We start from the raw sequence: 22,411 nt of genomic DNA, 5'->3' as shown, positions 1-22,411 counted from the left end.
CGAAAATCCGGCAATTTTTAATTCCTTTTTGGGGATTAAACTTGTGGATTGCATCACCTAACTTTCCGTTCTCCCCAATTCATAAACAGACTTTTTCACAGAATCACGGGGTGTGATTAAGTTATCCACAAGCCACTTTTATGGTGTGTATAACTCTTGGACGCCTTGTTATACTGGGCTTAGATTTGAACTCACTTTTGTGGATAACTATAAAAACGGCTAAATTGCGCCATTTTTTCGACAGCCTGTGATTAATTTAAAAACACCCTGTGAATTCTTCTAACTTTCACTTGTCCACCTGTGGAAAACTCGAAATGTTCATGCTAGAATAGAATTACGTTTTTTAAGAAAAGGGGTATCCACGTGCTGGAACGTAATGACTTATGGAATCTCATTAAGTTCTCTATGGAACAAGATCTTTCAAAGATCACGTTTCAAACGTTTGTCGAACCGGCAAAACCGCTCCAACTCGATAACTCCCAAATGACGATCGAAGTGCCGACACAGTTGCACCGCGATTATTGGGAGAAAAACTTAGCTGCCAAATTTACAGACCTTGCAATGCAGGCAACTAACGAGCAGATCCGCCCGGTGATGATAACGGAAGAAGAACGTCAGCAGCTTACGAAAGACGCGCAAGCTACTACCGGTAACGTTGCGGCTGGCAAACCAGCTACCGCAACTACCCCCACATTTATGCGGGAAACGAAACTCAACCCGAAATATACATTTGATACTTTCGTGATCGGTAAGGGGAACCAAATGGCCCACGCCGCCGCGTTAGTCGTGTCGGAAGAACCCGGCACCATGTATAATCCGTTGTTTTTCTACGGGGGCGTTGGTCTGGGTAAAACCCACCTAATGCACGCTATCGGTAATAAATTATTAGAAACGGACCCCACGCGCAACGTCAAGTACGTCACGAGTGAGTCCTTTACTAATGAGCTGATCAATGCGATTCAAACCAAGAAACAAGAAGCGTTTCGTGAAGAGTACCGAAACGTTGACTTACTACTCGTCGATGATATTCAGTTCTTTGCCAATAAGGAAGCAACCCAGGAAGAGTTCTTCCACACGTTCAACGCTTTATATGAAGATGATAAACAAATTGTCCTGACATCCGACCGCTTGCCAAACGAAATTCCGCAACTTCAAGACCGGTTAGTCTCGCGTTTTAAGTGGGGGTTATCCGTTGATATTACCCCGCCAGACCTTGAAACCCGGATCGCCATTTTACGAAACAAGGCTGATTTAGAAGGCATCGAGATTCCCGACGACACGCTCAGTTACATCGCCGGCCAAATCGATTCCAACGTGCGGGAACTCGAAGGCGCACTGGCCCGGGTTCAGGCTTATTCGCGTCTCAACAATTCGCCAATCACCACCAGTTTAGTGGCGGATGCGTTGAAGAGTTTGCACTTAAGCAATAAACTATCAGAAGTCTCGATACCCGTTATTCAGGAAAAGGTCGCCAAGTATTATCACGTTACCATGGCCGACCTTAAGGGGAAAAAGCGTAATAAGCAGATCGTTACACCGCGGCAAATCGCAATGTACCTATCCCGCGAACTCACGGATAGTTCGTTGCCACGCATTGGTAACGAGTTTGGCGGTAAGGATCACACCACCGTCATTCACGCGTATGATAAAATTGAAGCGGCCCTTAAAACCGACAGTGAACTCCAAAAAGCCATTGGTGATCTTAAAGGTCAGCTCAAAGCGTAGTGTGGATAAAAAAGCATAACTCTAAAAGTTTTCCACAACTTATGCACATGTGGAAAACTCCGGAATACTTAGCTTTTTCAAACTTTTCCACAGTACCCACCGCCCTACTATTACTACGAACTTTTATTTACTAATCTATATCTAGGCTTGCGCAGCTAGAAGAGAGGATCAACTTATGAAATTCACGATCAATCGATCAGCATTCATCAAAGAATTAAACAACGTCCAACGGGCGATTTCTTCAAAGACCACGATTCCCATCTTAACGGGGTTAAAATTAGACGTTGCCACTGACGCCATTACCTTAACGGGGAGTGACGCTGATATTTCGATTGAAACGACGATTCCCGCTAACGATGACAACAATACGTTAGTCGTAGAAGAAGCCGGTTCAGTCGTTTTACCCGCACGGTTCTTCAGCGAAATCGTTAAGAAATTACCCGAAGATACCATGACGGTAGCGGTTAAGGATGGTTTTCAAACCCAAATCACTTCCGGTGCAGCCTCCTTTACCATTAACGGTTTAGACCCTGAAAACTACCCGCACTTACCCGAAATTGATACCACGAATACCATTACGTTGGCTGGTGACGTCTTTAAAGAATTGATTGGCCAAACGGTTATTGCGGTTTCTAATCAAGAAAGTCGCCCGATTTTGACCGGGGTGCACTTCATCCTAGCGAACGGGGAATTCTTAGCGGTTGCGACCGATTCACACCGGTTAAGTCAACGGAAGATCAAGTTACCGGAAGCCAATAACGCCGACTACGACGTCATCATCCCCGGTAAAAGCTTAACCGAACTTTCCCGGATGATCGGCGATGACAACCCCGACGTGCAAATGCGGTTATCGGAAAACCAAGTGTTATTTGTATTAGGCAACACGTCGTTTTACTCGCGGTTGTTGGAAGGAAACTATCCCGATACGTCGCGGCTAATTCCTAAGGAATCCAACACGACGGTTGAAATTGAAGCGCCGGCTTTGTCCGCTGCAATTGAACGGGCATCCTTACTTTCCCACGAAAGCCGCAACAACGTGGTGCGTTTCTCCGTAAATCCGAGTGACAAAACCATCACGATTTTCGGGAATTCACCGGACGTTGGTGAAGTTACGGAACAGTTACAACCGGCCGAGCTGACCGGCGACGAACTGGAAATTTCCTTTAACCCTGATTACATGAAGGAAGCGCTCCGTTCCTTTGGTCAAGCCATGATTAAGATTTCCTTTACGATGGCGTTACGACCATTTACCTTGGTTCCAACTGAAGAAGGCGAAAACTTCATTCAGTTGATCACGCCGGTACGGACGTTCTAGGTACTGAATAAATATCCAAATTAAGCAAAAGAGGCGGTCATTTCGCATTGAAATGGCCGCCTCTTTTTGCGGGTTGAAGGACAGTTAACGGTTGGTGTTATCACGTTTATACGTTGCTGTAACTTTTGAAGTTTAACTATATGCATAAAGCTCTCGGGAGTATGCATTGCGAAGTTAGTATGTCAGCGAGCCCTCCAGATAGCGTGCTTTATGATAGGTATCACAGTGTTAGTTAACGCGAAAGAACCTTTTTATCAAATTTGACGGTAAAAAAACGGGGTATTTTATTGAAAATCGCAAATTTAGGGAATTTTAGCAAATTTACCCCGGGGTTAGTACCCCGACATTAAATTAGCTTAAATCGGCTTAAAATGGCTCTGAACACGGTTATAAATTGAAATTTCATTAAAAAACAAGTATAATATAACCTGTTGAGAAGTGTCCTGAGGGCATTTCACTACGACGTTTTATAGCTTGTAAACGAAGGTAAGGCAGGTGACATTGTGAAACAGCCAGTAGAGATCAGAACGCCCTACATTACACTAGGACAGCTCTTAAAAGAAACGGCCATCATCGGATCGGGTGGTCAGGCGAAGTGGTTTTTAAAAGAAACGACCGTTCTCGTTAACGGTGAACCAGATGATCGGCGGGGTCGTAAACTTTATCCGGGCGATACGATTGAAGTTGCGGACAACGGGTCATTTTTTATTCGCTCAAATCAAGAAACGACTGATTAGATGTACTTAGAAAATTTGATTCTGCATGATTTTCGCAATTACGCGGACCTTGAAGTTAGTTTTAGCCGGGGTGTCAACGTACTCCTAGGCGAAAACGCGCAGGGTAAGACGAACTTGTTAGAAGCCATTTACGTGCTGGCCCTGACGCGGAGTCACCGCACGGCTAACGATAAGGAACTAATTCGTTGGCAAACCCAGACAGCATTACTAAAAGGTCGGTTACATAAGGCGACTGGTAGTGTGCCGCTGGAGTTAGAGCTCGGCCGCCGCGGCAAGCGGGCGAAGGTCAACCACTTGGAGCAGGCCAAGCTATCGCAATACATTGGTAATTTGAACGTGATCGTCTTTGCACCGGAAGACTTATCGATTGTGAAGGGCGCACCGGCCGTTCGCCGGCGCTTCATGGACATGGAGTTTGGGCAGATGAGTCCCAAGTACCTCTATAACCTCAGTCAGTACCGGACGATTTTAAAGCAGCGTAATCAATACTTACGCCAGTTGAACCGGCACCAGGCTAAGGACAAAGTGTTACTGGGCGTGTTATCCGACCAACTAGCCGCGTTTGGCGCGGAGATCATTCACAAACGTTTAGAACTTCTCCAGCAGCTCGAAAAGTGGGCGCAGGGCGTTCACAGCGAAATCACGCAGCAACAAGAACAGCTAACCTTTCACTACGTTACCCAGGTCCCGACGGAAGACCAAACGTCGGTTGACCACATTTACCAGACTTTACAGAAACTGTACGCTCAACAGGAAGCCAAGGAGATTTTTCAGGGGACCACGTTACTGGGTCCCCACCGCGACGACTTGCAATTCAGCGTGAACGACAAGAATGTCCAGACGTTTGGATCACAGGGCCAGCAGCGGACAACCGCGCTTTCCGTTAAATTAGCCGAGATCGACTTGATGAAGGCTGAGACCGGCGAGTACCCAGTTTTGCTATTAGACGACGTATTATCAGAATTAGACGCCGCGCGCCAAACGCATTTATTAACGGCGATTCAAGATAAGGTGCAGACCTTTTTAACCACGCCGAGTTTGGACGGGGTGGCCCGCAAATTAATCAACGCGCCGAAGGTATTTGAAGTGCGCCACGGTATTTTACATGAGGAGGAACCGCATTGACCGAAAATGAAAAAGAAACCAAGCTTGAACAAGCGCGTGAATACGACGCCAGTCAGATTCAAGTTTTGGAAGGCCTAGAAGCTGTCCGGAAACGTCCCGGGATGTATATCGGTACGACTAGCAGCCAAGGTCTCCATCACCTGGTATGGGAAATTGTGGATAACGGGATCGATGAAGCCTTAGCGGGATTTGCTAACGTCATTCACGTGACCGTCGAAAAAGATAACAGTATCACCGTTACCGATAATGGTCGGGGGATTCCGGTCGACATTCAAAAGAAGACCGGGAAACCCGCTTTGGAAACGGTCTATACGATCCTTCACGCCGGTGGGAAGTTCGGCGGTGGCGGGTACAAAGTTTCCGGTGGTCTGCACGGGGTCGGGGCTTCGGTCGTAAACGCCCTGTCTTCCGAACTAGACGTTAAGGTTACCCGGAACGGGCACGTTTATTACATGGACTTTGCCCGCGGTAAGGTTAAAACCCCGATGAAGATCATCGGGGACGCCCCTGCCGACGCGCACGGGACGGCCGTGCACTTTGTTCCGGATCCCGACATTTTCCGTGAAACCACCGTTTACGACATCAACGTCTTAACGACCCGGATTCGGGAATTAGCCTTCTTAAACAAGGGCTTACGGATCACGATTCGGGATAACCGGCCGGAAGAACCAACCGAAGACGACTTTCTGTATGAAGGCGGGATCCGGCACTACGTTGAGTTCCTGGATAAAAATAAAACCGTGTTGTTCCCGGACCCGATTTACGTGGAAGGGGCCCAAAACGGCATTACCGTGGAAGTCGCACTGCAATACACCGACGACTACCACAGTAACTTAATGACCTTTACGAACAACATTCATACGTACGAAGGTGGGACCCACGAGGAAGGCTTTAAACGGGCTTTGACCCGGGTCATCAACGACTACGCGCGTAAAAATAATTTATTAAAAGAAAACGAAGCGAACCTTTCCGGTGAAGACGTCCGTGAAGGGATGACCGCCGTCGTCAGCGTTAAGCACCCGAACCCGCAATTTGAAGGTCAAACCAAGACCAAGTTGGGAAACTCGGACGCCCGGGCGGCCGTGGACCGGTTGTTCTCCGAGCACTTTACAAAATACTTGATGGAAAACCCAAGCATTGCCCGCAAAGTCGTTGATAAGGGGATGCTTGCGTCCAAAGCCCGGGTAGCCGCTAAGCGGGCCCGGGAAGTGACCCGGAAGAAGAGCGGACTGGAAATCAGCAATTTACCAGGTAAGTTAGCTGATAATACTAGTAAGGACCCGGAAATCAGTGAATTATTCATCGTCGAAGGGGATTCCGCCGGTGGTTCAGCTAAGCAGGGCCGTTCGCGGTTAACGCAGGCGATCCTACCGATCCGGGGGAAAATTTTGAACGTTGAAAAGGCCAGCATCGATAAGATCCTGGCTAACGAAGAAATTCGGTCACTCTTTACGGCGATGGGTACCGGCTTTGGTGGTGACTTTGATTTGAGCAAGGCCAACTACCACAAGCTCATTATCATGACCGATGCCGATGTCGACGGGGCCCACATTCGGACCCTGTTGCTGACGCTGTTCTACCGCTACATGCGGCCGTTAGTTGACGCCGGCTTCGTGTACATCGCCCAACCGCCGTTGTACCAAGTCCGACAAGGCAAATTTGTGAAGTACATTGATTCCGACGAAGAACTAAACGAAGTGATGGGCCAATTGGCGCCATCACCGAAACCAGTGGTTCAACGGTATAAAGGGTTAGGTGAAATGGACGCGGAACAGTTATGGGAAACGACCATGGACCCGGACAAACGCCGGTTGTTGCGGGTTCGCGATGAAGACGCGGCGGACGCTGACGGGGTCTTCTCCATGTTAATGGGGGACCAAGTAAAGCCCCGGCGTGAATTTATCGAGGATAACGCAACGTTCGTTAAGGACTTGGACGTGTAGAGTGTGAGGTCCAGGCGGGTTAGGTCTGAGGATTAGCCTGGCCCGAGCACGTTTCGACTACTGATGGTTGTGCAATGGCCGTCTGGCGTAGCAAGCGCAGACTTCAGTCGACTCGAACACGTTTCGGCAACCAGGTCAACAAAGTAGGGCGTTTTTACGCCCGGGTTGCTCGAAACTTACGGAAACAACAACGGCAGTCAAGAAGGAGGAAATCTTTTGGCTGATTCAGATTTATCAAACAATCGAATAACGGACGTCAACCTTTCCAAAACCATGCGGACGTCATTTTTAAGCTACGCGATGAGTGTCATCGTGGCGCGGGCGTTACCGGATGTGCGGGACGGGTTAAAACCAGTGCACCGCCGGATCCTTTACGGGATGAGCGAGCTGGGTGTGACGCCGGAAAAGCCGTATAAAAAATCGGCCCGGATCGTCGGGGACGTCATGGGGAAGTATCACCCCCACGGGGACTCCGCGATTTATGAATCGATGGTCCGGATGGCACAGGACTTTAGTTACCGCTACATGTTAGTGGACGGTCACGGGAACTTTGGCTCGGTCGACGGAGACGGCGCCGCGGCCATGCGGTATACCGAAGCCCGGATGAGTAAAATTGCGGTCGAAATGTTGCGCGATATCAACAAGGACACCGTCAACTGGCAACCGAACTACGATGATACGGAACGGGAACCGGAAGTTTTGCCGGCCCGTTTCCCGAACTTACTAGTTAACGGGGCCACGGGGATCGCGGTCGGGATGACGACCAACATCCCGCCGCATAACTTGTCCGAAGTTATCTCGGCGATTCACTTACTGATGGATAACCCGGATGCCACGACGGCTGACTTGATGGAAGTTTTGCCGGGACCTGATTTCCCAACTGGCGGGATCGTCATGGGTAAATCCGGGATTCGGAAAGCTTACGAAACCGGTCGTGGGAACATTATCGTGCGCGCCAAGGTGGACATCAAGGAAGAAAAGAACGGCAAGCAACGGATCATTGTGAACGAGTTACCGTACATGGTCAACAAAGCTAAGCTGATCGAACGAATTGCTTCACTGGCCCGTGATAAGGAAATTGAAGGAATCACCGACATCAACGATGAAAGTGACCGTGAAGGGATGCGGGTCGTGATCGACGTCCGCCGGGATGCCAGCGCGTCCGTTATTCTGAATAACCTTTACAAAATGACCTTAATGCAAACCAACTTTGGTTTTAACATGTTAGCCATCGTTAAAGGGGCTCCCAAGGTCCTGAGCTTAAAGCAGATTCTGATCTACTACTTGGAACACCAGGAAGACGTTATTCGTCGCCGGACCGAGTTTGATCTGAAAAAGGCCCAGGCCCGCGCGCACATCCTGGAAGGGTTACGAATTGCGCTGGATCACATTGACGAGATCATCGCAATTATTCGTAATTCACAAACGAGTGAAATTGCTAAGAACCAGTTAATGGATAACTACGGGTTATCTGATAAACAGGCCCAAGCCATTTTGGATATGCGGCTAGTCCGGTTAACTGGTTTGGAACGTGAAAAGATCGAGAGTGAATACCAGGACTTATTGAAAGCCATTGCGGACTATAAAGCCATTTTGGCCAGCAAGGAACGCATCAACCAGATCATTTACGAAGAATTACTTGAAATTCAACGGAAATTTGGTGATCCGCGCCGGACCGAATTAATGGTCGGTGAAGTCTTAAGTCTGGAAGACGAAGACTTGATCGAAGAAGAAGAAGTGGCGGTAACGTTAACCCACAACGGTTACATCAAACGGTTACCAACGACGGAATTTAAGTCGCAGCACCGGGGTGGTCGCGGAATTCAAGGGATGGACGTCCACGATGACGATTTCATCGAACACCTGTTAACAACGTCGACCCACGACGTGCTGTTGTTCTTCACCAACGCCGGGAAGGTTTACCGGATGAAGGCGTACGAAATTCCCGAATACGGGCGAACAGCCAAAGGAATTCCGGTTATTAACCTGTTAGGCGTTAACTCCGGCGAAAAGATTCAAGCCGTCGTGAACGTTAAGGGCAACGCTAATGATTCCGATAAGTTCTTGTTCTTTACGACCGTTAAAGGGGTCGTTAAGCGGACACCAGTTCAGGAGTTTGCGAACATCCGTAGTAACGGGCTAAAGGCGATCACCTTAAAGGACGATGACGAACTAATTGGGGTCACCATTACCGATGGTCACCAAAACGTGATCATTGGGACCCACGACGGTTACGCCGTTAGCTTCGATGAAGCGGCCGTTCGGTCAATGGGTCGGACCGCAACCGGGGTCCGGGGGATTCGCTTAAGAGACGATGACTTCGTGATTGGCTTTGATATCTTGAAACCGGACAGCAACGTCTTTATCATTACCGAAAGGGGTTATGGTAAACAGACGCCCGCCGCAGAGTACCCAATCAAGGGCCGTGGCGGTAAGGGAATCAAGACGGCCAACGTGACCGAAAAGAACGGCCACTTAGCCGGCTTGACCACCGTTAACGGTGAAGAGGATATCATGGTCATGACCGACCAGGGTGTCATGATTCGTTTCAACATTACGACCGTTTCACAAACGGGTCGGGCCACCTTAGGGGTACGGCTGATTCGTTTAGACGACGGTGGTAAAGTGGCGACGATGGCCAAAGTTGATCCGGAAGTTGAGGAGAAAGACGAGCAGGCGGCTGATGATGATCAGACCGACGTAACGACTGACGCCCCGACAACCGATGCAACGACGACCGTTGCTGACGATCACGATACGACTGATCAAAATGATTAACATTAATTAAAAACAGTGCAACTCACTTGGACGTTGATCCAAGCAGAGTTGCACTGTTTTTGATTAGTAAGTTGGTCAGGACAGAAACAGGGGACGCTTCCTAAAAAAATAAGGTTAAGCCGTCATTTGTCTTCGTTGAAGTAGTGACGGCGGTTTAAATATTTCCCAGGAAATAAATGGGAGCTGGTTTTAATTTGCGTAATTGATTAGTGTAACGGATTCCAAAATCTTTCAGTTCTGTCGGCCGAGCCACCCTTGCAACAATTGACCTTAGATGCTATACTTGTAATTCGTGAGTATCTAAGTATCACTTAGGTTACTTTCCTTGCTCTTCAAAAAGAAGGGCCTGAAGTCCATAAGGAGGTGCAAATTTCATGAGTGAATCAAAGAAATATGAAATTACTTACATCGTGCGTCCCGACATCGACGATGCTGCTAAAACAGCTTTAGTTGATCGTTTCGACAAAATCTTAACCGATAACGGTGCGCAAGTAATTGATTCAAAAGACTGGTCAAAACGCCGTTTCGCATACGAAATCGGTGGTTTCAATGAAGGTACTTATCACATCGTTAACTTAACGACGACTGATGACGTTGCCTTAAACGAATTCGACCGTCTTTCAAAGATCAACGATGACATTTTACGTCACATGATCGTTCGTCGCGAAGACTAATATAACGAAACTAAACTAGAGAGGAGCGCTTCTGCATGATTAACCGTACAGTTCTTGTTGGCCGACTAACAAGAGATCCGGAATTACGTTACACGAATGGTGGTGCCGCCGTTGCGACGTTCACCCTTGCCGTAAACCGTAGTTTCACGAACCAAAATGGAGAACGTGAAGCTGATTTCATTAGCTGCGTCATTTGGCGTAAAGCTGCTGAAAATTTCGCTAACTTTACCCATAAAGGTTCACTTGTTGGGATCGATGGCCGGATTCAAACCCGGAACTACGAAAACCAACAAGGACAACGGGTTTACGTCACAGAAGTCGTCGTTGATAACTTCTCATTATTAGAATCACGCGCAGAATCTGAACGTCATCAGGCTGCCAACGGTGGAAATGGTAACAACAATTACGGTAATAACGGTAATGGTGGTTACAATAACAATTCCAATAATAATGGGTACAGTAATCAAGGCCAAAATGCTGCTCCTCAACAATCACCATCCAATAATAACAACAATAATCCTTTTGGTAACGGCAACACTGGGAATGCGACTAGCACTGCGCCTTCAAGCAATGCTAATAACAATAACCAAGCCGATCCGTTTGCCAATAATGGGGATCAAATTGATATCTCGGATGATGATTTACCATTCTAGTAGCCTAGCTACAGATATCGAGGAGGGAAATACCAATGGCACAACAAAGAAGAGGTGGCCGTCGTCGTCGTAAAGTCGACTTCATCGCCGCAAACCATATCGAATACATCGATTATAAGGATACTGACTTATTACGTCGTTTCATTTCAGAACGTGGGAAGATTTTGCCACGTCGTGTAACGGGGACTAGTGCTAAGAACCAACGTTCTTTAACTATCGCCATCAAGCGTGCACGGATCATGGGCTTATTACCATTCGTATCCGAAGAATAATTCAGTTTTTCAAAAAACCACAGCCTTAGGCGCTGTGGTTTTTTTGTGGAATGGTGAAGAGTGTGAGGGACGACGGGTTGGCGGTGAGGATTAGTCTAGTCACGGGTGATGTGCGGGTTGTGCAGATTATCCGTGACGTAACTAACCGGAACCGGCAGTCGTCCCGAGCACGTTTCGGCAAAGTAAACAAGCGGGTTTGGCATAATGCTGACTGCGTAGCTAACCGGAAGAAGCAGTTCGGCCTGAGCACGTTTTACCAAATAAAAATTAACGCAACGGACCGTTAGCTTTACGGTTTGATGACCCAACCAGACGAGGCCGACCGTGCGGGTCTAACTAACAGTCTGAGCGGGATGGTACACGGCGCCAGCTTAGTAAATTTAGTTCGACTAGTAATGACTGAAGCGCCGGTGGGATTGTGATAAAATATAGTTATTACTGAAGAATTATTGAGGGATTTTCAAAATGAAAAAATTTTTTTCGCGCGAAAAAATTCCATTTTTCTTACAAAATCAACAGTTACGGCTGTTAGCGTTAGTCATCCTGGGCTTATCGCTAGTGACCCTAGTCACCGGTTTTTTAATGAACTGGATTTTCGGGACAATTATCCTGATTCTAATTATCATGGCGGGGTTCATGTCGTACAATACGTTGATCGAGTTGAGTTCGAGCGCTAACGAGTACATTTCTGATTTATCGTACCGCATTAAACGGGGCGAACAGGAAGCCCTGATTCAAATGCCGATCGGGGTCATGATTTTTAACGCCGACGACACTATTGAGTGGGTCAATCCGTACTTACAACGTTACTTTGGCGAACAGGACGTCCTGGGTTATAAACTCGAAGACGTCGACGCGGAGCTAGCCGCAACCATCAACGCAAACCTGGAAGCGCCGGCGACGATTCGCTGGAATGATTACCAGTTTGACTTACGGGTCCAGCAAAGTACGAATACGGTTTACATGATGGACGTCACTAAGTACGCGGAGTTATCGGACCAATTCGAAGATGAAAAGTTAGTGATTGGTCAAATCTTTTTGGATAACTACGATGAAATCACCCAGTCGATGACCGATACGGACATTTCCAACTTAAACAACTACGTCACTAACGAATTATCGAAGTGGACGCAAATGTTTGGGATGTACTTAAAACGGTTAGACGACGACCACTTTTTCTTGCTGGGCTACGCGAATAGCTTACGGCGAGTCGAGGAGAATAAGTTCCGCATCTTAGACCGCATCCGGGAGTCGACGTCCAAGCAAAACTTCCCGTTAACGTTAAGTATCGGGATTGCTTATGGTGAACGGAACATGAATAACTTGGCCGACTTGGCGCAAAGCAACATGGATCTCGCCCTCGGACGGGGTGGGGATCAGGTCGTCGTTAAGGCCGAAGACGAACCGGCCCGTTTCTACGGTGGCAAGACCAATCCGATGGAAAAACGGACCCGGGTCCGGGCCCGGATGATCAGTCAGACGTTACAAGAATTAATGAACCAATCGGATCAGATTTTTGTTCAAGGTCATCACCAACCAGACATGGACGCGGTCGGGGCTTGTTTAGGACTCCGGCGAATTGCCGAAATGAACGGCAAGCAGTGCTGGATCGTTTTGGACGAACAAAACGTCCATTCCGATATTCAACGGTTACTGGATCAGCTAAAAACCGATGAAAAGATCGAATCTTCCATTATTTCACCCGCAGAAGCCTTAGAAAAGGCCACTGATCAAAGTTTGCTGATTATGGCGGACCATTCTAAACCAAGTATTTCCATGTCGCAGGCGCTCTACGAACGGCTTGAAAACCGGGTTATGATTATTGACCATCACCGCCGGGGCGAAGAATTTCCAGAAAACCCCGTTTTGGTTTATATTGAACCGTATGCTTCTTCAACCTGTGAACTGATTACCGAAATGTTTGAGTACCAGTCCCATGATGCGGAACCAATCAATAAGATCGAAGCCACGGCCATGCTGACCGGGATCGTGATCGATACCAAGTCGTTCTCACTGCGTTCCGGTTCACGGACGTTTGACGCGGCCAGTTATCTCCGGTCAGCCGGGGCCGATGCGTTACTAGTCCAACAGTTCATGAAGGAAAACGTTGATAGTTACTTACAACGCAACCACCTGATTGAATCGGTTGAATTTGTGAACCAGGATATGGCACTGTGTGTTGGTGAAGATGACCAAGTCTATGATCCGGTCACGGCGGCCCAGGCGGCCGATTCGCTGCTATCTATGTCCGGCGTGGACGCGTCCTTTGTGATCACGCGCCGTGAAGACGGTCGGGTCGGGATCTCCGCCCGTTCACTGGGTGAGATCAACGTGCAGGTTTACATGGAAAAACTAGGTGGTGGCGGACATTTGTCCAACGCCGCGACCCAGATTGAAGGACAATCGGTTGATGAAGTTAAACAATCACTAGTGGATTTGTTAACGGCAACGGATGAAACAACACCAGAATCTAATTAGGAGTGAGCAAGATGCAAGTTATTTTCTTAAACGATGTTCGTGGTAAGGGTAAACGGGGCCAAATTAAAAACGTGCCCGATGGTTACGCGCAAAACTTCTTGATCAAAAAGGGGTTAGCTAAGGAAGCCACCAAGAGTGCCATTGCCACTTTAAAGGCGGAACAAAAGAACGAAGCGGCTAAGGCGGCCGAAGAATTAGCCGAAGCCAAAACGACTAAGACGGCGCTCGAAGCCGACGAAACGGTCGTGGAATTAAAGGCCAAGGCCGGAACGGACGGCCGGTTATTCGGTTCAATTCCTAGCAAGCAAATTGCCACGGCGTTAGCTGACCAATACAATGTTAAATTGGACAAACGTAAGATCGAATTACCCGATCCAATTCGGGTCCTTGGTTTTACGAACGTCCCGGTTAAATTGCACCCAGAAGTAACGGCTAAGATTCGCGTTCACGTTATCGAAAAGTAAAAAAGGGGACCATAAATGAACAACGATGTGCTGGATCAAACCCCACCACAAAATATTGAAGCTGAAAAAGCGGTCCTTGGGGCGATTTTCCTGAACAGCGACGCGCTCGTTGAAGCCATGGAGTTCGTCGAAGCGCAGGACTTTTACCGGCGCGCACATCAAATCATCTTTGCCAGCATGGTCACGTTAAATGACCGCGACGAAGCGATTGACGCGGTGACCGTCAGCGACTTGTTAACGGCCCAAAATCAGTTGGACGATGTTGGTGGAATGAGTTACATTGCGGAGTTAGCCGGTTCCGTTCCGACGGCGGCTAACGCTGGCTACTACGCCAAAATCGTGGCGCAAAAAGCGACGGTACGGCGGTTGATCAAAACGGCGACCGAAATTACGCAAAAGGCGTATACCGAAAATGATGACGTGACAACGTTGTTAGACGACGCCGAACGTGACATCATGAACGTTTCGGAGCAGCGTAACCAGAGTGGTTTTAAGTCGATCAACGACGTTTTAAACGCTTCAATTGAAGAAATCGACCGGTTATACCAAAATGACGATGACATTACCGGTTTGCCGACCGGTTTTACGGAACTGGATAAAATGACCGCCGGGCTGCAACCGGACAACTTGATCATTTTAGCCGCGCGGCCGGCCGTTGGGAAAACCGCCTTTGCGTTAAACATTGCGCAAAATGTGGCCACGAAGACGGACACAACCGTCGCCATTTTTAGTTTGGAAATGGGGGCCGAGTCGTTAGTTAACCGGATGCTGTGTGCGGAAGGGAGTATCGACGCTGGTCATTTACGGACCGGGCAGTTGAACGAAGAAGAGTGGGAACACTTGGTGGTGGCCATGGGGAGTTTATCCAAGGCCAGCATTTTCATCGACGACACCCCCGGAATCAAAATGTCCGAAATTCGAGCTAAGAGTCGGCGGTTGGCGAAGGAACAGGGCAACCTGGGTTTGATCGTGGTCGATTATTTGCAACTGATCGAAGGCGGCAACACGGAGAGTCGGCAACAGGAAGTTTCCGAAATTTCACGGCAAATGAAAAAGCTAGCCAAGGAATTAGGCATTCCGGTTATCGCATTGTCCCAACTTTCCCGGGGCGTGGAACAACGCCAAGATAAGCGACCGGTGCTGTCTGATATTCGTGAATCCGGATCGATTGAACAAGATGCCGACATCGTGGCCTTCCTTTACCGGGAAGATTATTACCGTTCGGAAGATGATGACGATGACGGTGGTAATTTCGGCGGCGGTGGCGGTGACTTCAACGGGGGTGACCCGCGTGACGAGGACGCTTCCGAAGACGTTGGTGAAGTTGAAGTAATTATTGAAAAGAACCGTGCCGGGGCCCGGGGAACCGTTAAATTACTGTTCGTTAAACCGTTCAATAAGTTCTCGTCGGTTTCCTACGCCCAGGACCCGCAACAGCCGGGTTAAGAGGTATCGGGGTGATCAAAACGACCGTTCAGGGTTTTCTGGACGGTCGTTTTTTCGTAAGCAAGGGAAATTTAGTGGTCACGTTGTGGAGGGAACTAAGAAACGGTGGCCTGTTATTTTTCACAAACTTTGCTATGATGAAAAGTAGATTAAAATGATCACGGGGTGGTGGTGCCATGGCACGTAAACAAGTAATCGCAACACCCTGGCTAATTGCCGGGCAGTTTATGAACAACATCGGGATGAGTTTTATTTGGCCGTTGACGACCATTTACATGCACAACGTTTTGGGAAAGTCGTTGACGGAAACGGGGATCGTCCTCCTGCTTAACTCGGTCGCAAACGTTTTGGCTAGTACGCTTGGGGGCCGCATTTTTGACCGCAGTAATCCGTACTACCTGTTGTTAATGGGGATCGTGTTAAACGGGAGTGCCAATTTTATGCTGATTTTTCTACATAGCTGGCCCTGGTACCCAATCTTATTAGTGGTGACCGGGTTTGCCGCCGGCTGGCTCAATACCATGTTTAACGCCTTAGCAGCCAGCGTTCCGCGTGATAAGGTACGGCGAACGTTTACGTTAATGTACTTAGCAGCTAATTTAGGTGTGGTTTTCGGGACCATGTTTGTGGGAATTGTTTATAGCATGGGAATGCGGTTGTTGTTCTCCATGACGACCGGACTATTCGTTATTTTTCTGGTGATTGCGCTCTTTGAATATAACGTGGACTCTTCCAACGTTACCGGTGTTGACCCCCGGCAGGCTAGTGATATTCAACTACCGAAGGCGAATTTTCGGATGGTGTGGACTTTCTTTATTAGCCTGTTCATCATTTGGCTACTGTACGAACAATGGGTCAGCAACTTGTCGGTTTACATGACTAACTTGGGAATGCCGTTACGCAACTACAGCTTTTTATGGACGATCAATGCCGGCTTGTTAGTGCTGATTCAAAGTATTTTAAGCTTACTGGGCGACCGCATCAAAAATTTGTACTACCAGTTTTTCTTCGGCATGCTGTTTGTGGGGCTATCGTTTCTTTCCCTAGTTAGCGCGCACGACTACGCCCACTTTATTTTTGCAATGGTTTTACTGACAATTGGGGAAGCTACCTGGTCACCAGCGATGCCGACGCTGGTCAGCCAGTTGTCTCCGATCGCGGCGAAGGGCCGTTACCAGGGGTTAGTTCAAGCCTTTAGTGCGCTTGGCCGCTCACTTGGACCGTTGTTCGGCGGGGTCATTATTGACAATTGGTCGTACAAGGCTTTGTTTTTATTAGCATTTGTGGTTTTATTAATAGTGTTAGCAATCAATATGGGGGTCGTGCACGCAAATCGGCGCGCGGCCACTAATTATATGAAATTAGATCTTAAAACGGATAATGTTTCACGTGAAACAAAATAATTAAGAAGTTGGTGGCAGTAGTGAAAGTCATGCGAAAATTACGCGCAAAGCGGGTCGTGATCAAGGTTGGAACGAGTACCCTGGTTTACCCGGATGGGTCGATCAACCTGCGCGCAATTGATCAATTAGCGTTTGTTATTAGTGCGATGCGCCACCGGGGCCGTGAAGTGGTACTGGTTTCCTCCGGGGCCATCGGGGTCGGGTTAAACTACATGGGACTCAAGCAGCGCCCCAAAGCGATTCCAGAACAGCAGGCGATTGCGGCAATTGGACAAACCGAATTGATCTCGATCTATAAGGAACGGTTTGCAATTTATGAACAAAAAATCGGGCAGGTGTTGTTAACCCGCGACATCTTCGTTTACCCGAAGAGTCACCGGAACGTGCTAAACACCTTTGACGCGCTGTTAGCCCAAAACGTGGTTCCCATCGTTAATGAAAATGATACGGTGGCGGTCGACGAACTGGACCACGAAACAAAATTTGGTGATAACGACCAGTTGTCCGCCATCGTGGCAACCAATATTGGGGCCGACCTACTGATCATGTTATCGGATATCGACGGCTTTTATAACGGTAATCCCAACGCGGACGCTAAGGCACAGCTACTGGCCCACGTTGAGCAGGTCGATCACCGGACGTACGAATTGGCTGGAGGAAGCGGCAGCCGCTTTGGAACGGGCGGCATGGTCACGAAACTCAAAGCGGCGGAACGGATGCTCAAAGCTGACGGCCAAATGATCCTAGCGAACGGGAAAGACCCGGCTATTATTTTTCAAATCTTAGCTGGTGAACCGGTCGGGACGCTGTTTGGTTAAACTAATTTAGGAGGAATCAATCATGGAAATGGCAACCGCTGATTTAAATCAGCTTGGTCAACAGGCTCAGCAAGCAAGTTACACGCTGGGACTGCTTTCAACGACGAAAAAAAACGACGTGTTACTTGCCATGGCCCGGGCGTTAACGGACCAGCAGGACGCAATTTTAGCTGCTAACGCGCGGGACCTAGAGAACCCGCAAGTGTTGGCCAAGTTTATTGACCGCTTGAAACTGACTGCTGACCGGATCACCGCAATGGCGACCGGGTTAAAGCAGGTGGCGGCACTGCCGGATCCAATCGGTAACGTCGACCGCGCTTGGCGCAACGAAGCCGGGTTAACGATTGCAAAGGAACGGGTCCCACTGGGGGTCATCGGCATGATCTTTGAAGCGCGCCCGAACGTGACCGTTGACGCCTCCGCCCTCTGTTTTAAGACCGGTAACGCGGTAATTTTGCGGGGTGGGAAGGAAGCGTTGCATTCCAACCAAGCCCTAGTTAAAGTGCTCCGTAGTGCTTTAAAAGCGGAAAACGTGGACGAAAATGCTATTCAGCTGATTCAGGATACGTCCCACGAAACGGCCGGCAAGTTTATGCAACTGACCGACTACGTGGACGTGTTGATTCCCCGTGGAAGTGCCCGCCTGATTCAAACCGTTTTAACAAAGGCGACCGTCCCGGTTATTGAAACCGGCGCCGGTAATTGCCACGTTTACGTGGACAAGGATGCCCAGTTAAAAATGGCCACCGATATTATTATTAACGGTAAGGTCCAGCGGCCATCCGTCTGCAACGCGACCGAAAAAGTTTTGATCCATAAAGACGTGGCGGCGGCTTACTTACCAACCATCGTGAAGGCGTTACGGGATAACGGGGTTGAAGTGCGGGGGGATGCAGCTACCCGGGCCATCGTTAGTGACGTTATTCCCGCAACGGAAGCCGATTGGGGAACCGAGTACAATGACCTGATCATCGCCATTAAGGTGGTGGACTCCGAAGCGGCGGCCATTGCCCACATTAACCACTACAATACACAGCATTCAGAAGCCATCGTGACTGATAATTACCAGGCGGGAAAAGTTTTCCAACAACGGATCAACGCCGCCTGCGTTTATATCAACGCTTCGACCCGCTTTACCGACGGATTCGAGTTTGGTTTCGGTGCCGAAATTGGAATTTCAACGCAGAAATTACACGCCCGTGGACCAATGGGACTAGCCGAGTTAACGTCGTACAAGTACGTGATCGACGGTAACGGGCAAGTCCGCCAGTAATGTTTAAAGCGTCTTAACGCACGTGAAAAAAACTTTAAAGCTCATAAATTACGCCAAATAAGTTGGGTGATTTATGGGCTTTTTTGCGCTAAAGCTAAACAAAGCTTGGGCCACGCTTATTTTTTTAGGCGTAAAGCTAAATAAAGATTGACAACTGTAAACCACTGGACTAACCTAAGATTAACCAAAAAGCCATTATTTTCTAATTTTTGAGTGGTGGCCCTGGTTAAAAATTAGGGAGGCGTTGAGCTATGAACAAGCAACGAAAACAACAATCCGCGTATTTGCGCTCAATCATGGATAACGGGGGCCTTCCAAAAATGTGTTGTTGTCGCTGAAAGTGACGACCGACACATTAATTTTTAGCTAGGAGTGGCAAAATGAAAATCAATAAATGGTTAAGTTCAACGGGGATTGTGGCACTGACACTGGTATTAGCCAGTTGTGGCGCCAAATCAAGCTCTAAAAGTAACGCAAACAAGACGCTAACGGTGACCGCCACGCAATCGATTGCAACGGCGGACCCGAATAAGGCGGACGACATTGCTAGTCAGGCGGCCATTGCACAGTTTATGGAGGGCCTGTACACGACTAACGGTCAGGGTAAAATTGTTCCGGCGATTGCTACGAAGGTCGTGCAGCCGACTAACGGGGGGAAGACTTACACTTTCAACCTCCGGCACAATGCGAAGTGGGCCAATGGCAAGCCCGTAACGGCGGCGGATTTTGTTTATTCGTTGCAGCGCCAAGTCAACCCCAAGACTAAGTCGCAGGAAGTGGGGCACGTCGCGGAGATTAAAAATGCCACGGCGATCACGGCCGGTAAAAAGGCGGTGTCAACGTTGGGAGCTAAGGCAATCGGTAAGTACAAGCTTCAAATTACGTTGGCGCAAAAAGTGCCGTATTTTAACTACCGGTTGGCAACCGAAATTTACCCATTAAATCAGCAATTTACGGAAAAGTACGGTAATAAATACGGAACGTCGGCTAAAACGACCCTTTCGAACGGCCCGTACGTTTTGAAGGGCTGGAACGGAACTAACGATACTTGGAAATACAGTCGAAATCCGTACTACTATGATAAAAAGACCGTGCACATTAAGAACGTGAAAGTCCAAACGGTCAAGACCAATACGACCGCGCAGAACTTGTTTGAAAGTAACGCGGTTCAAGTGACCCAGATTACCGGGACCCAGGTGGCTAACGCGCAACAGGGAGCCTTAAAGAAGCAGTTGAAGATCACAAAGTTAAACCAGCTGTACTTCATGCTGTGGAATCAAAAACGGACGGCCTTAAAAAATACCGCGTTACGACAGGCGGTCAGTTACGCCATGAACCGGCAGTCCCTCGTTAAGAACGTGCTAAAGGACGGTTCGGTAGCGGCGACGTCGCTAGTTCCAACGGGGAATACGAAGAACCCGACAACTGGTAAGGACTTTAACGCGGACACCGGTAATTTGTATCCGTACAATCCGACGAAAGCCAAGCAGTATTGGAAAAAAGCCCAGGCCAGCTTAGGGAAACAAAAACTAACGTTGCAACTATTAACGAATGACAATGATATTAATAAGTCGGTAGCGGAATACATCCAGGCTGCCATTGAAAAGAATCTAAAGGGTGTGACGGTCAACGTAAAGTCGGTACCGCTAACGAATGAAATTTCAACTTTGAGCAAGGGCGACTTTGATTTTGCCACCCTGTCATGGTCGAGTGATTTCCAGGACCCGGTTGATTTTCTGAATAAGGCGTCGATCACTAATTCGGTAGACTTCGGTAAGTTTAACGATTCGCAGTACGAACAGTTGATCAAAACCATTACGGCGGGGAATCAGAGCAAAGTGGACCGCTACCAGACGATGCAACAAGCCGCTAAGATGGTCGCGGCTAAACAGGGGGTCACCCCGTTGTATCAAACGGCTGCCGCGCACTTGATCAGTAATAAGGTCGGTGGGGTACACTTCACGATTCTCCGGGACGCACTGTACCGGTACGCTTATTGGAAATAGAGTGGTGTCAAGCAATCAAGGATCACGTGCACGCGGTGCGGGTGATTCTTTTTTGACGCCTCATCGGATTGAAAGGCCAGCGAACGTTTTTCATAAAAAGACCGGTTTGACTAGTTAACTTGCAAATTTGTTGAAAAATTTACACGAAATTGATAGTGATGAAAGGGCTAGCTTTGTATATTATAGGTGTACTTCTTAATCAGCACCCCGCGATTATGTCATTAGGAAGTATCCCCGTCGATCCTTAAGAGACGTAGAAAAAGTCATGACTTTCCTTGATTGGTCATGGCTTTTTTTGGTGGCTTCAGGGACCTTCGGGGAGGGTCCGCCCCGTTACGGGTCAGTCGGCGTTATAATATAAGGGTAACCAACCGTTTGATTGGAATCATACTAATTAGGAGGTCTTTATTTGTACCAAGCAGTCGTATTTTTTGATTTAGACGGAACGCTGATGCGGGATGATAAGACGGTTGCACCTAGTAGTGTGGCCGCCATTCAGCAATTGAAAGCCAACCACGTTTTACCCGTTATTGCGACCGGGCGCAACGTCTTTGAAGTGGCTGATATTATGCAAACGACCGGGATCGATTCAATCGTGAGTGCAAATGGGAGTTACGTGGCTTATCAGGGCCATTTCTTATCCGTACACGCCATTGATAAGGCCATTTTGACTGACATGACCCACTTTGCTAACCGCCAGCAGACCGCTTTGGCTTACTATAATAACGCCGGTTTTGCGTTAAGTCACCGCGATGCTTTAACGGTTAAAAATTACCGTGTTTTAAAACAAACCGCCCAAGTCCAGCCGGATTTTTACCGCCGGCACGCCATTAACTTCTTACTCACGTTTGAACCGATGGCGGGAACGCAGTATTTAAACCGTTACCGTGGTCACCTCAGTTTTGTTCGGAATAATCCGCGGGCCTTCGACACGATGGCCTGGGGAGTTTCAAAGGCGGTCGGGATTCACGATATCTTGACGAAAGCCCATTTAACCAACGTCCCCACGTACGGTTTTGGCGACGAGTTAAACGACGTCGAAATGTTTGCGTCCGTTCAAACGCCGATTGCCATGGGTAACGGTAATCCCGTTGTGAAGAAGATGGCGGCCTACGTGACGGCTGACAACATGCACGGTGGGATCACTCAGGGGTTAAAACACTTTGATTTGATTTAACTGATTCAAAAAACAGAGGCTGTGACAAAAGTCACAGCCTCTGTTTTATCTCCGCACAATTATTGTCGAAACGTGTGCCCAAAGTCAGCTGGTTCCGCTTAACGGCTAACCGACTTTTGGCACA

At 48.3% G+C, this 22,411-nt stretch carries 17 protein-coding genes; all 17 read left to right on the top strand.

Going from position 1 to position 22,411, the window contains the following annotated elements:
• The first annotated feature begins 363 nt into the window (after nt 1–363).
• The 17 genes from dnaA (at nt 364) to D1831_RS06980 (ending at nt 22,287) form a co-directional block, all read left to right on the top strand.
• On the top strand, nt 364–1,725 hold the full coding sequence (gene dnaA / locus D1831_RS07060) for a chromosomal replication initiator protein DnaA (RefSeq protein WP_125072232.1): 1,362 nt from the start codon (nt 364–366) through the stop codon (nt 1,723–1,725).
• Nucleotides 1,726–1,900: 175 nt separating this feature from the next.
• On the top strand, nt 1,901–3,040 hold the full coding sequence (dnaN, locus tag D1831_RS07055; protein WP_125072231.1) for a DNA polymerase III subunit beta: 1,140 nt from the start codon (nt 1,901–1,903) through the stop codon (nt 3,038–3,040).
• Nucleotides 3,041–3,543: 503 nt separating this feature from the next.
• Nucleotides 3,544–3,777 carry a S4 domain-containing protein YaaA gene (gene yaaA, locus D1831_RS07050; RefSeq protein ID WP_125072230.1) on the top strand — a complete coding sequence of 78 codons (234 nt, stop codon included), beginning with the start codon at nt 3,544–3,546 and terminating at the stop codon, nt 3,775–3,777.
• On the top strand, nt 3,778–4,902 hold the full coding sequence (recF, locus tag D1831_RS07045; protein WP_125072229.1) for a DNA replication/repair protein RecF: 1,125 nt from the start codon (nt 3,778–3,780) through the stop codon (nt 4,900–4,902).
• Nucleotides 4,899–6,845 carry a DNA topoisomerase (ATP-hydrolyzing) subunit B gene (gene gyrB, locus D1831_RS07040; RefSeq protein WP_125072228.1) on the top strand — a complete coding sequence of 649 codons (1,947 nt, stop codon included), beginning with the start codon at nt 4,899–4,901 and terminating at the stop codon, nt 6,843–6,845. The genes recF and gyrB overlap by 4 nt, the downstream gene beginning before the upstream one ends.
• Before the next feature lie 216 nt (nt 6,846–7,061).
• Nucleotides 7,062–9,623 (top strand): DNA gyrase subunit A, encoded by a 2,562-nt coding sequence (gyrA, locus tag D1831_RS07035; RefSeq protein ID WP_125072227.1) that lies wholly within the window; start codon nt 7,062–7,064, stop codon nt 9,621–9,623.
• A gap of 374 nt (nt 9,624–9,997) precedes the next feature.
• Complete coding sequence (gene rpsF, locus D1831_RS07030) at nt 9,998–10,297, top strand: 30S ribosomal protein S6 (protein WP_125072226.1); 300 nt, start codon at nt 9,998–10,000, stop codon at nt 10,295–10,297.
• 35 nt (nt 10,298–10,332) lie between these two features.
• The gene (gene ssb / locus D1831_RS07025) at nt 10,333–10,950 is read left to right on the top strand and encodes a single-stranded DNA-binding protein (RefSeq protein ID WP_125072225.1); all 618 of its coding nucleotides are present in this window, start codon (nt 10,333–10,335) and stop codon (nt 10,948–10,950) included.
• 35 nt (nt 10,951–10,985) lie between these two features.
• A complete protein-coding gene (rpsR, locus tag D1831_RS07020; protein WP_125072224.1) occupies nt 10,986–11,222 on the top strand; it encodes a 30S ribosomal protein S18 in 237 nt (78 codons plus the stop codon).
• A gap of 465 nt (nt 11,223–11,687) precedes the next feature.
• The gene (locus tag D1831_RS07015) at nt 11,688–13,700 is read left to right on the top strand and encodes a DHH family phosphoesterase (RefSeq protein WP_125072223.1); all 2,013 of its coding nucleotides are present in this window, start codon (nt 11,688–11,690) and stop codon (nt 13,698–13,700) included.
• 11 nt (nt 13,701–13,711) lie between these two features.
• On the top strand, nt 13,712–14,164 hold the full coding sequence (gene rplI, locus D1831_RS07010) for a 50S ribosomal protein L9 (protein WP_125072222.1): 453 nt from the start codon (nt 13,712–13,714) through the stop codon (nt 14,162–14,164).
• Nucleotides 14,165–14,179: 15 nt separating this feature from the next.
• On the top strand, nt 14,180–15,610 hold the full coding sequence (gene dnaB, locus D1831_RS07005) for a replicative DNA helicase (protein WP_125072221.1): 1,431 nt from the start codon (nt 14,180–14,182) through the stop codon (nt 15,608–15,610).
• Between the two features lie 176 nt (nt 15,611–15,786).
• Nucleotides 15,787–17,013: an MDR family MFS transporter gene (locus D1831_RS07000; RefSeq protein WP_125072220.1), complete on the top strand. Its 1,227-nt coding sequence runs from the start codon at nt 15,787–15,789 to the stop codon at nt 17,011–17,013.
• Nucleotides 17,014–17,042: 29 nt separating this feature from the next.
• Entirely contained in the window at nt 17,043–17,831 is a 789-nt protein-coding gene (proB, locus tag D1831_RS06995; RefSeq protein ID WP_179950303.1) for a glutamate 5-kinase, read from the top strand.
• A gap of 28 nt (nt 17,832–17,859) precedes the next feature.
• A complete protein-coding gene (locus D1831_RS06990; protein ID WP_125072249.1) occupies nt 17,860–19,104 on the top strand; it encodes a glutamate-5-semialdehyde dehydrogenase in 1,245 nt (414 codons plus the stop codon).
• Nucleotides 19,105–19,484: 380 nt separating this feature from the next.
• Nucleotides 19,485–21,110, top strand: a complete 1,626-nt coding sequence (locus D1831_RS06985; protein WP_125072218.1) for a peptide ABC transporter substrate-binding protein — start codon at nt 19,485–19,487, stop codon at nt 21,108–21,110.
• A gap of 409 nt (nt 21,111–21,519) precedes the next feature.
• Nucleotides 21,520–22,287, top strand: a complete 768-nt coding sequence (locus tag D1831_RS06980) for a Cof-type HAD-IIB family hydrolase (protein WP_125072217.1) — start codon at nt 21,520–21,522, stop codon at nt 22,285–22,287.
• Nucleotides 22,288–22,411 lie beyond the last annotated feature (124 nt).

It is taken from the genome of Lactiplantibacillus garii, assembly GCF_003885105.1.
In the GTDB taxonomy this organism is placed as follows: domain Bacteria; phylum Bacillota; class Bacilli; order Lactobacillales; family Lactobacillaceae; genus Lactiplantibacillus; species Lactiplantibacillus garii.
Note: the sequence above shows the minus strand (reverse complement) of the source record. Positions and strands in the feature narration are given on the sequence as shown.

Excerpts from the sequence above, each read along its gene's own strand:
- D1831_RS06985 (WP_125072218.1), top strand. The coding sequence starts at position 19,485 with ATGAAAATCAATAAATGGTTAAGTTCAACGGGGATTGTGGCACTGACA.
- dnaB (WP_125072221.1), top strand. The coding sequence starts at position 14,180 with ATGAACAACGATGTGCTGGATCAAACCCCACCACAAAATATTGAAGCT.
- rplI (WP_125072222.1), top strand. The coding sequence starts at position 13,712 with ATGCAAGTTATTTTCTTAAACGATGTTCGTGGTAAGGGTAAACGGGGC.
- rpsR (WP_125072224.1), top strand. The coding sequence starts at position 10,986 with ATGGCACAACAAAGAAGAGGTGGCCGTCGTCGTCGTAAAGTCGACTTC.
- proB (WP_179950303.1), top strand. The coding sequence starts at position 17,043 with ATGCGAAAATTACGCGCAAAGCGGGTCGTGATCAAGGTTGGAACGAGT.
- rpsF (WP_125072226.1), top strand. The coding sequence starts at position 9,998 with ATGAGTGAATCAAAGAAATATGAAATTACTTACATCGTGCGTCCCGAC.
- D1831_RS07015 (WP_125072223.1), top strand. The coding sequence starts at position 11,688 with ATGAAAAAATTTTTTTCGCGCGAAAAAATTCCATTTTTCTTACAAAAT.
- ssb (WP_125072225.1), top strand. The coding sequence starts at position 10,333 with ATGATTAACCGTACAGTTCTTGTTGGCCGACTAACAAGAGATCCGGAA.
- D1831_RS06990 (WP_125072249.1), top strand. The coding sequence starts at position 17,860 with ATGGCAACCGCTGATTTAAATCAGCTTGGTCAACAGGCTCAGCAAGCA.
- D1831_RS07000 (WP_125072220.1), top strand. The coding sequence starts at position 15,787 with ATGGCACGTAAACAAGTAATCGCAACACCCTGGCTAATTGCCGGGCAG.
- recF (WP_125072229.1), top strand. The coding sequence starts at position 3,778 with ATGTACTTAGAAAATTTGATTCTGCATGATTTTCGCAATTACGCGGAC.
- dnaN (WP_125072231.1), top strand. The coding sequence starts at position 1,901 with ATGAAATTCACGATCAATCGATCAGCATTCATCAAAGAATTAAACAAC.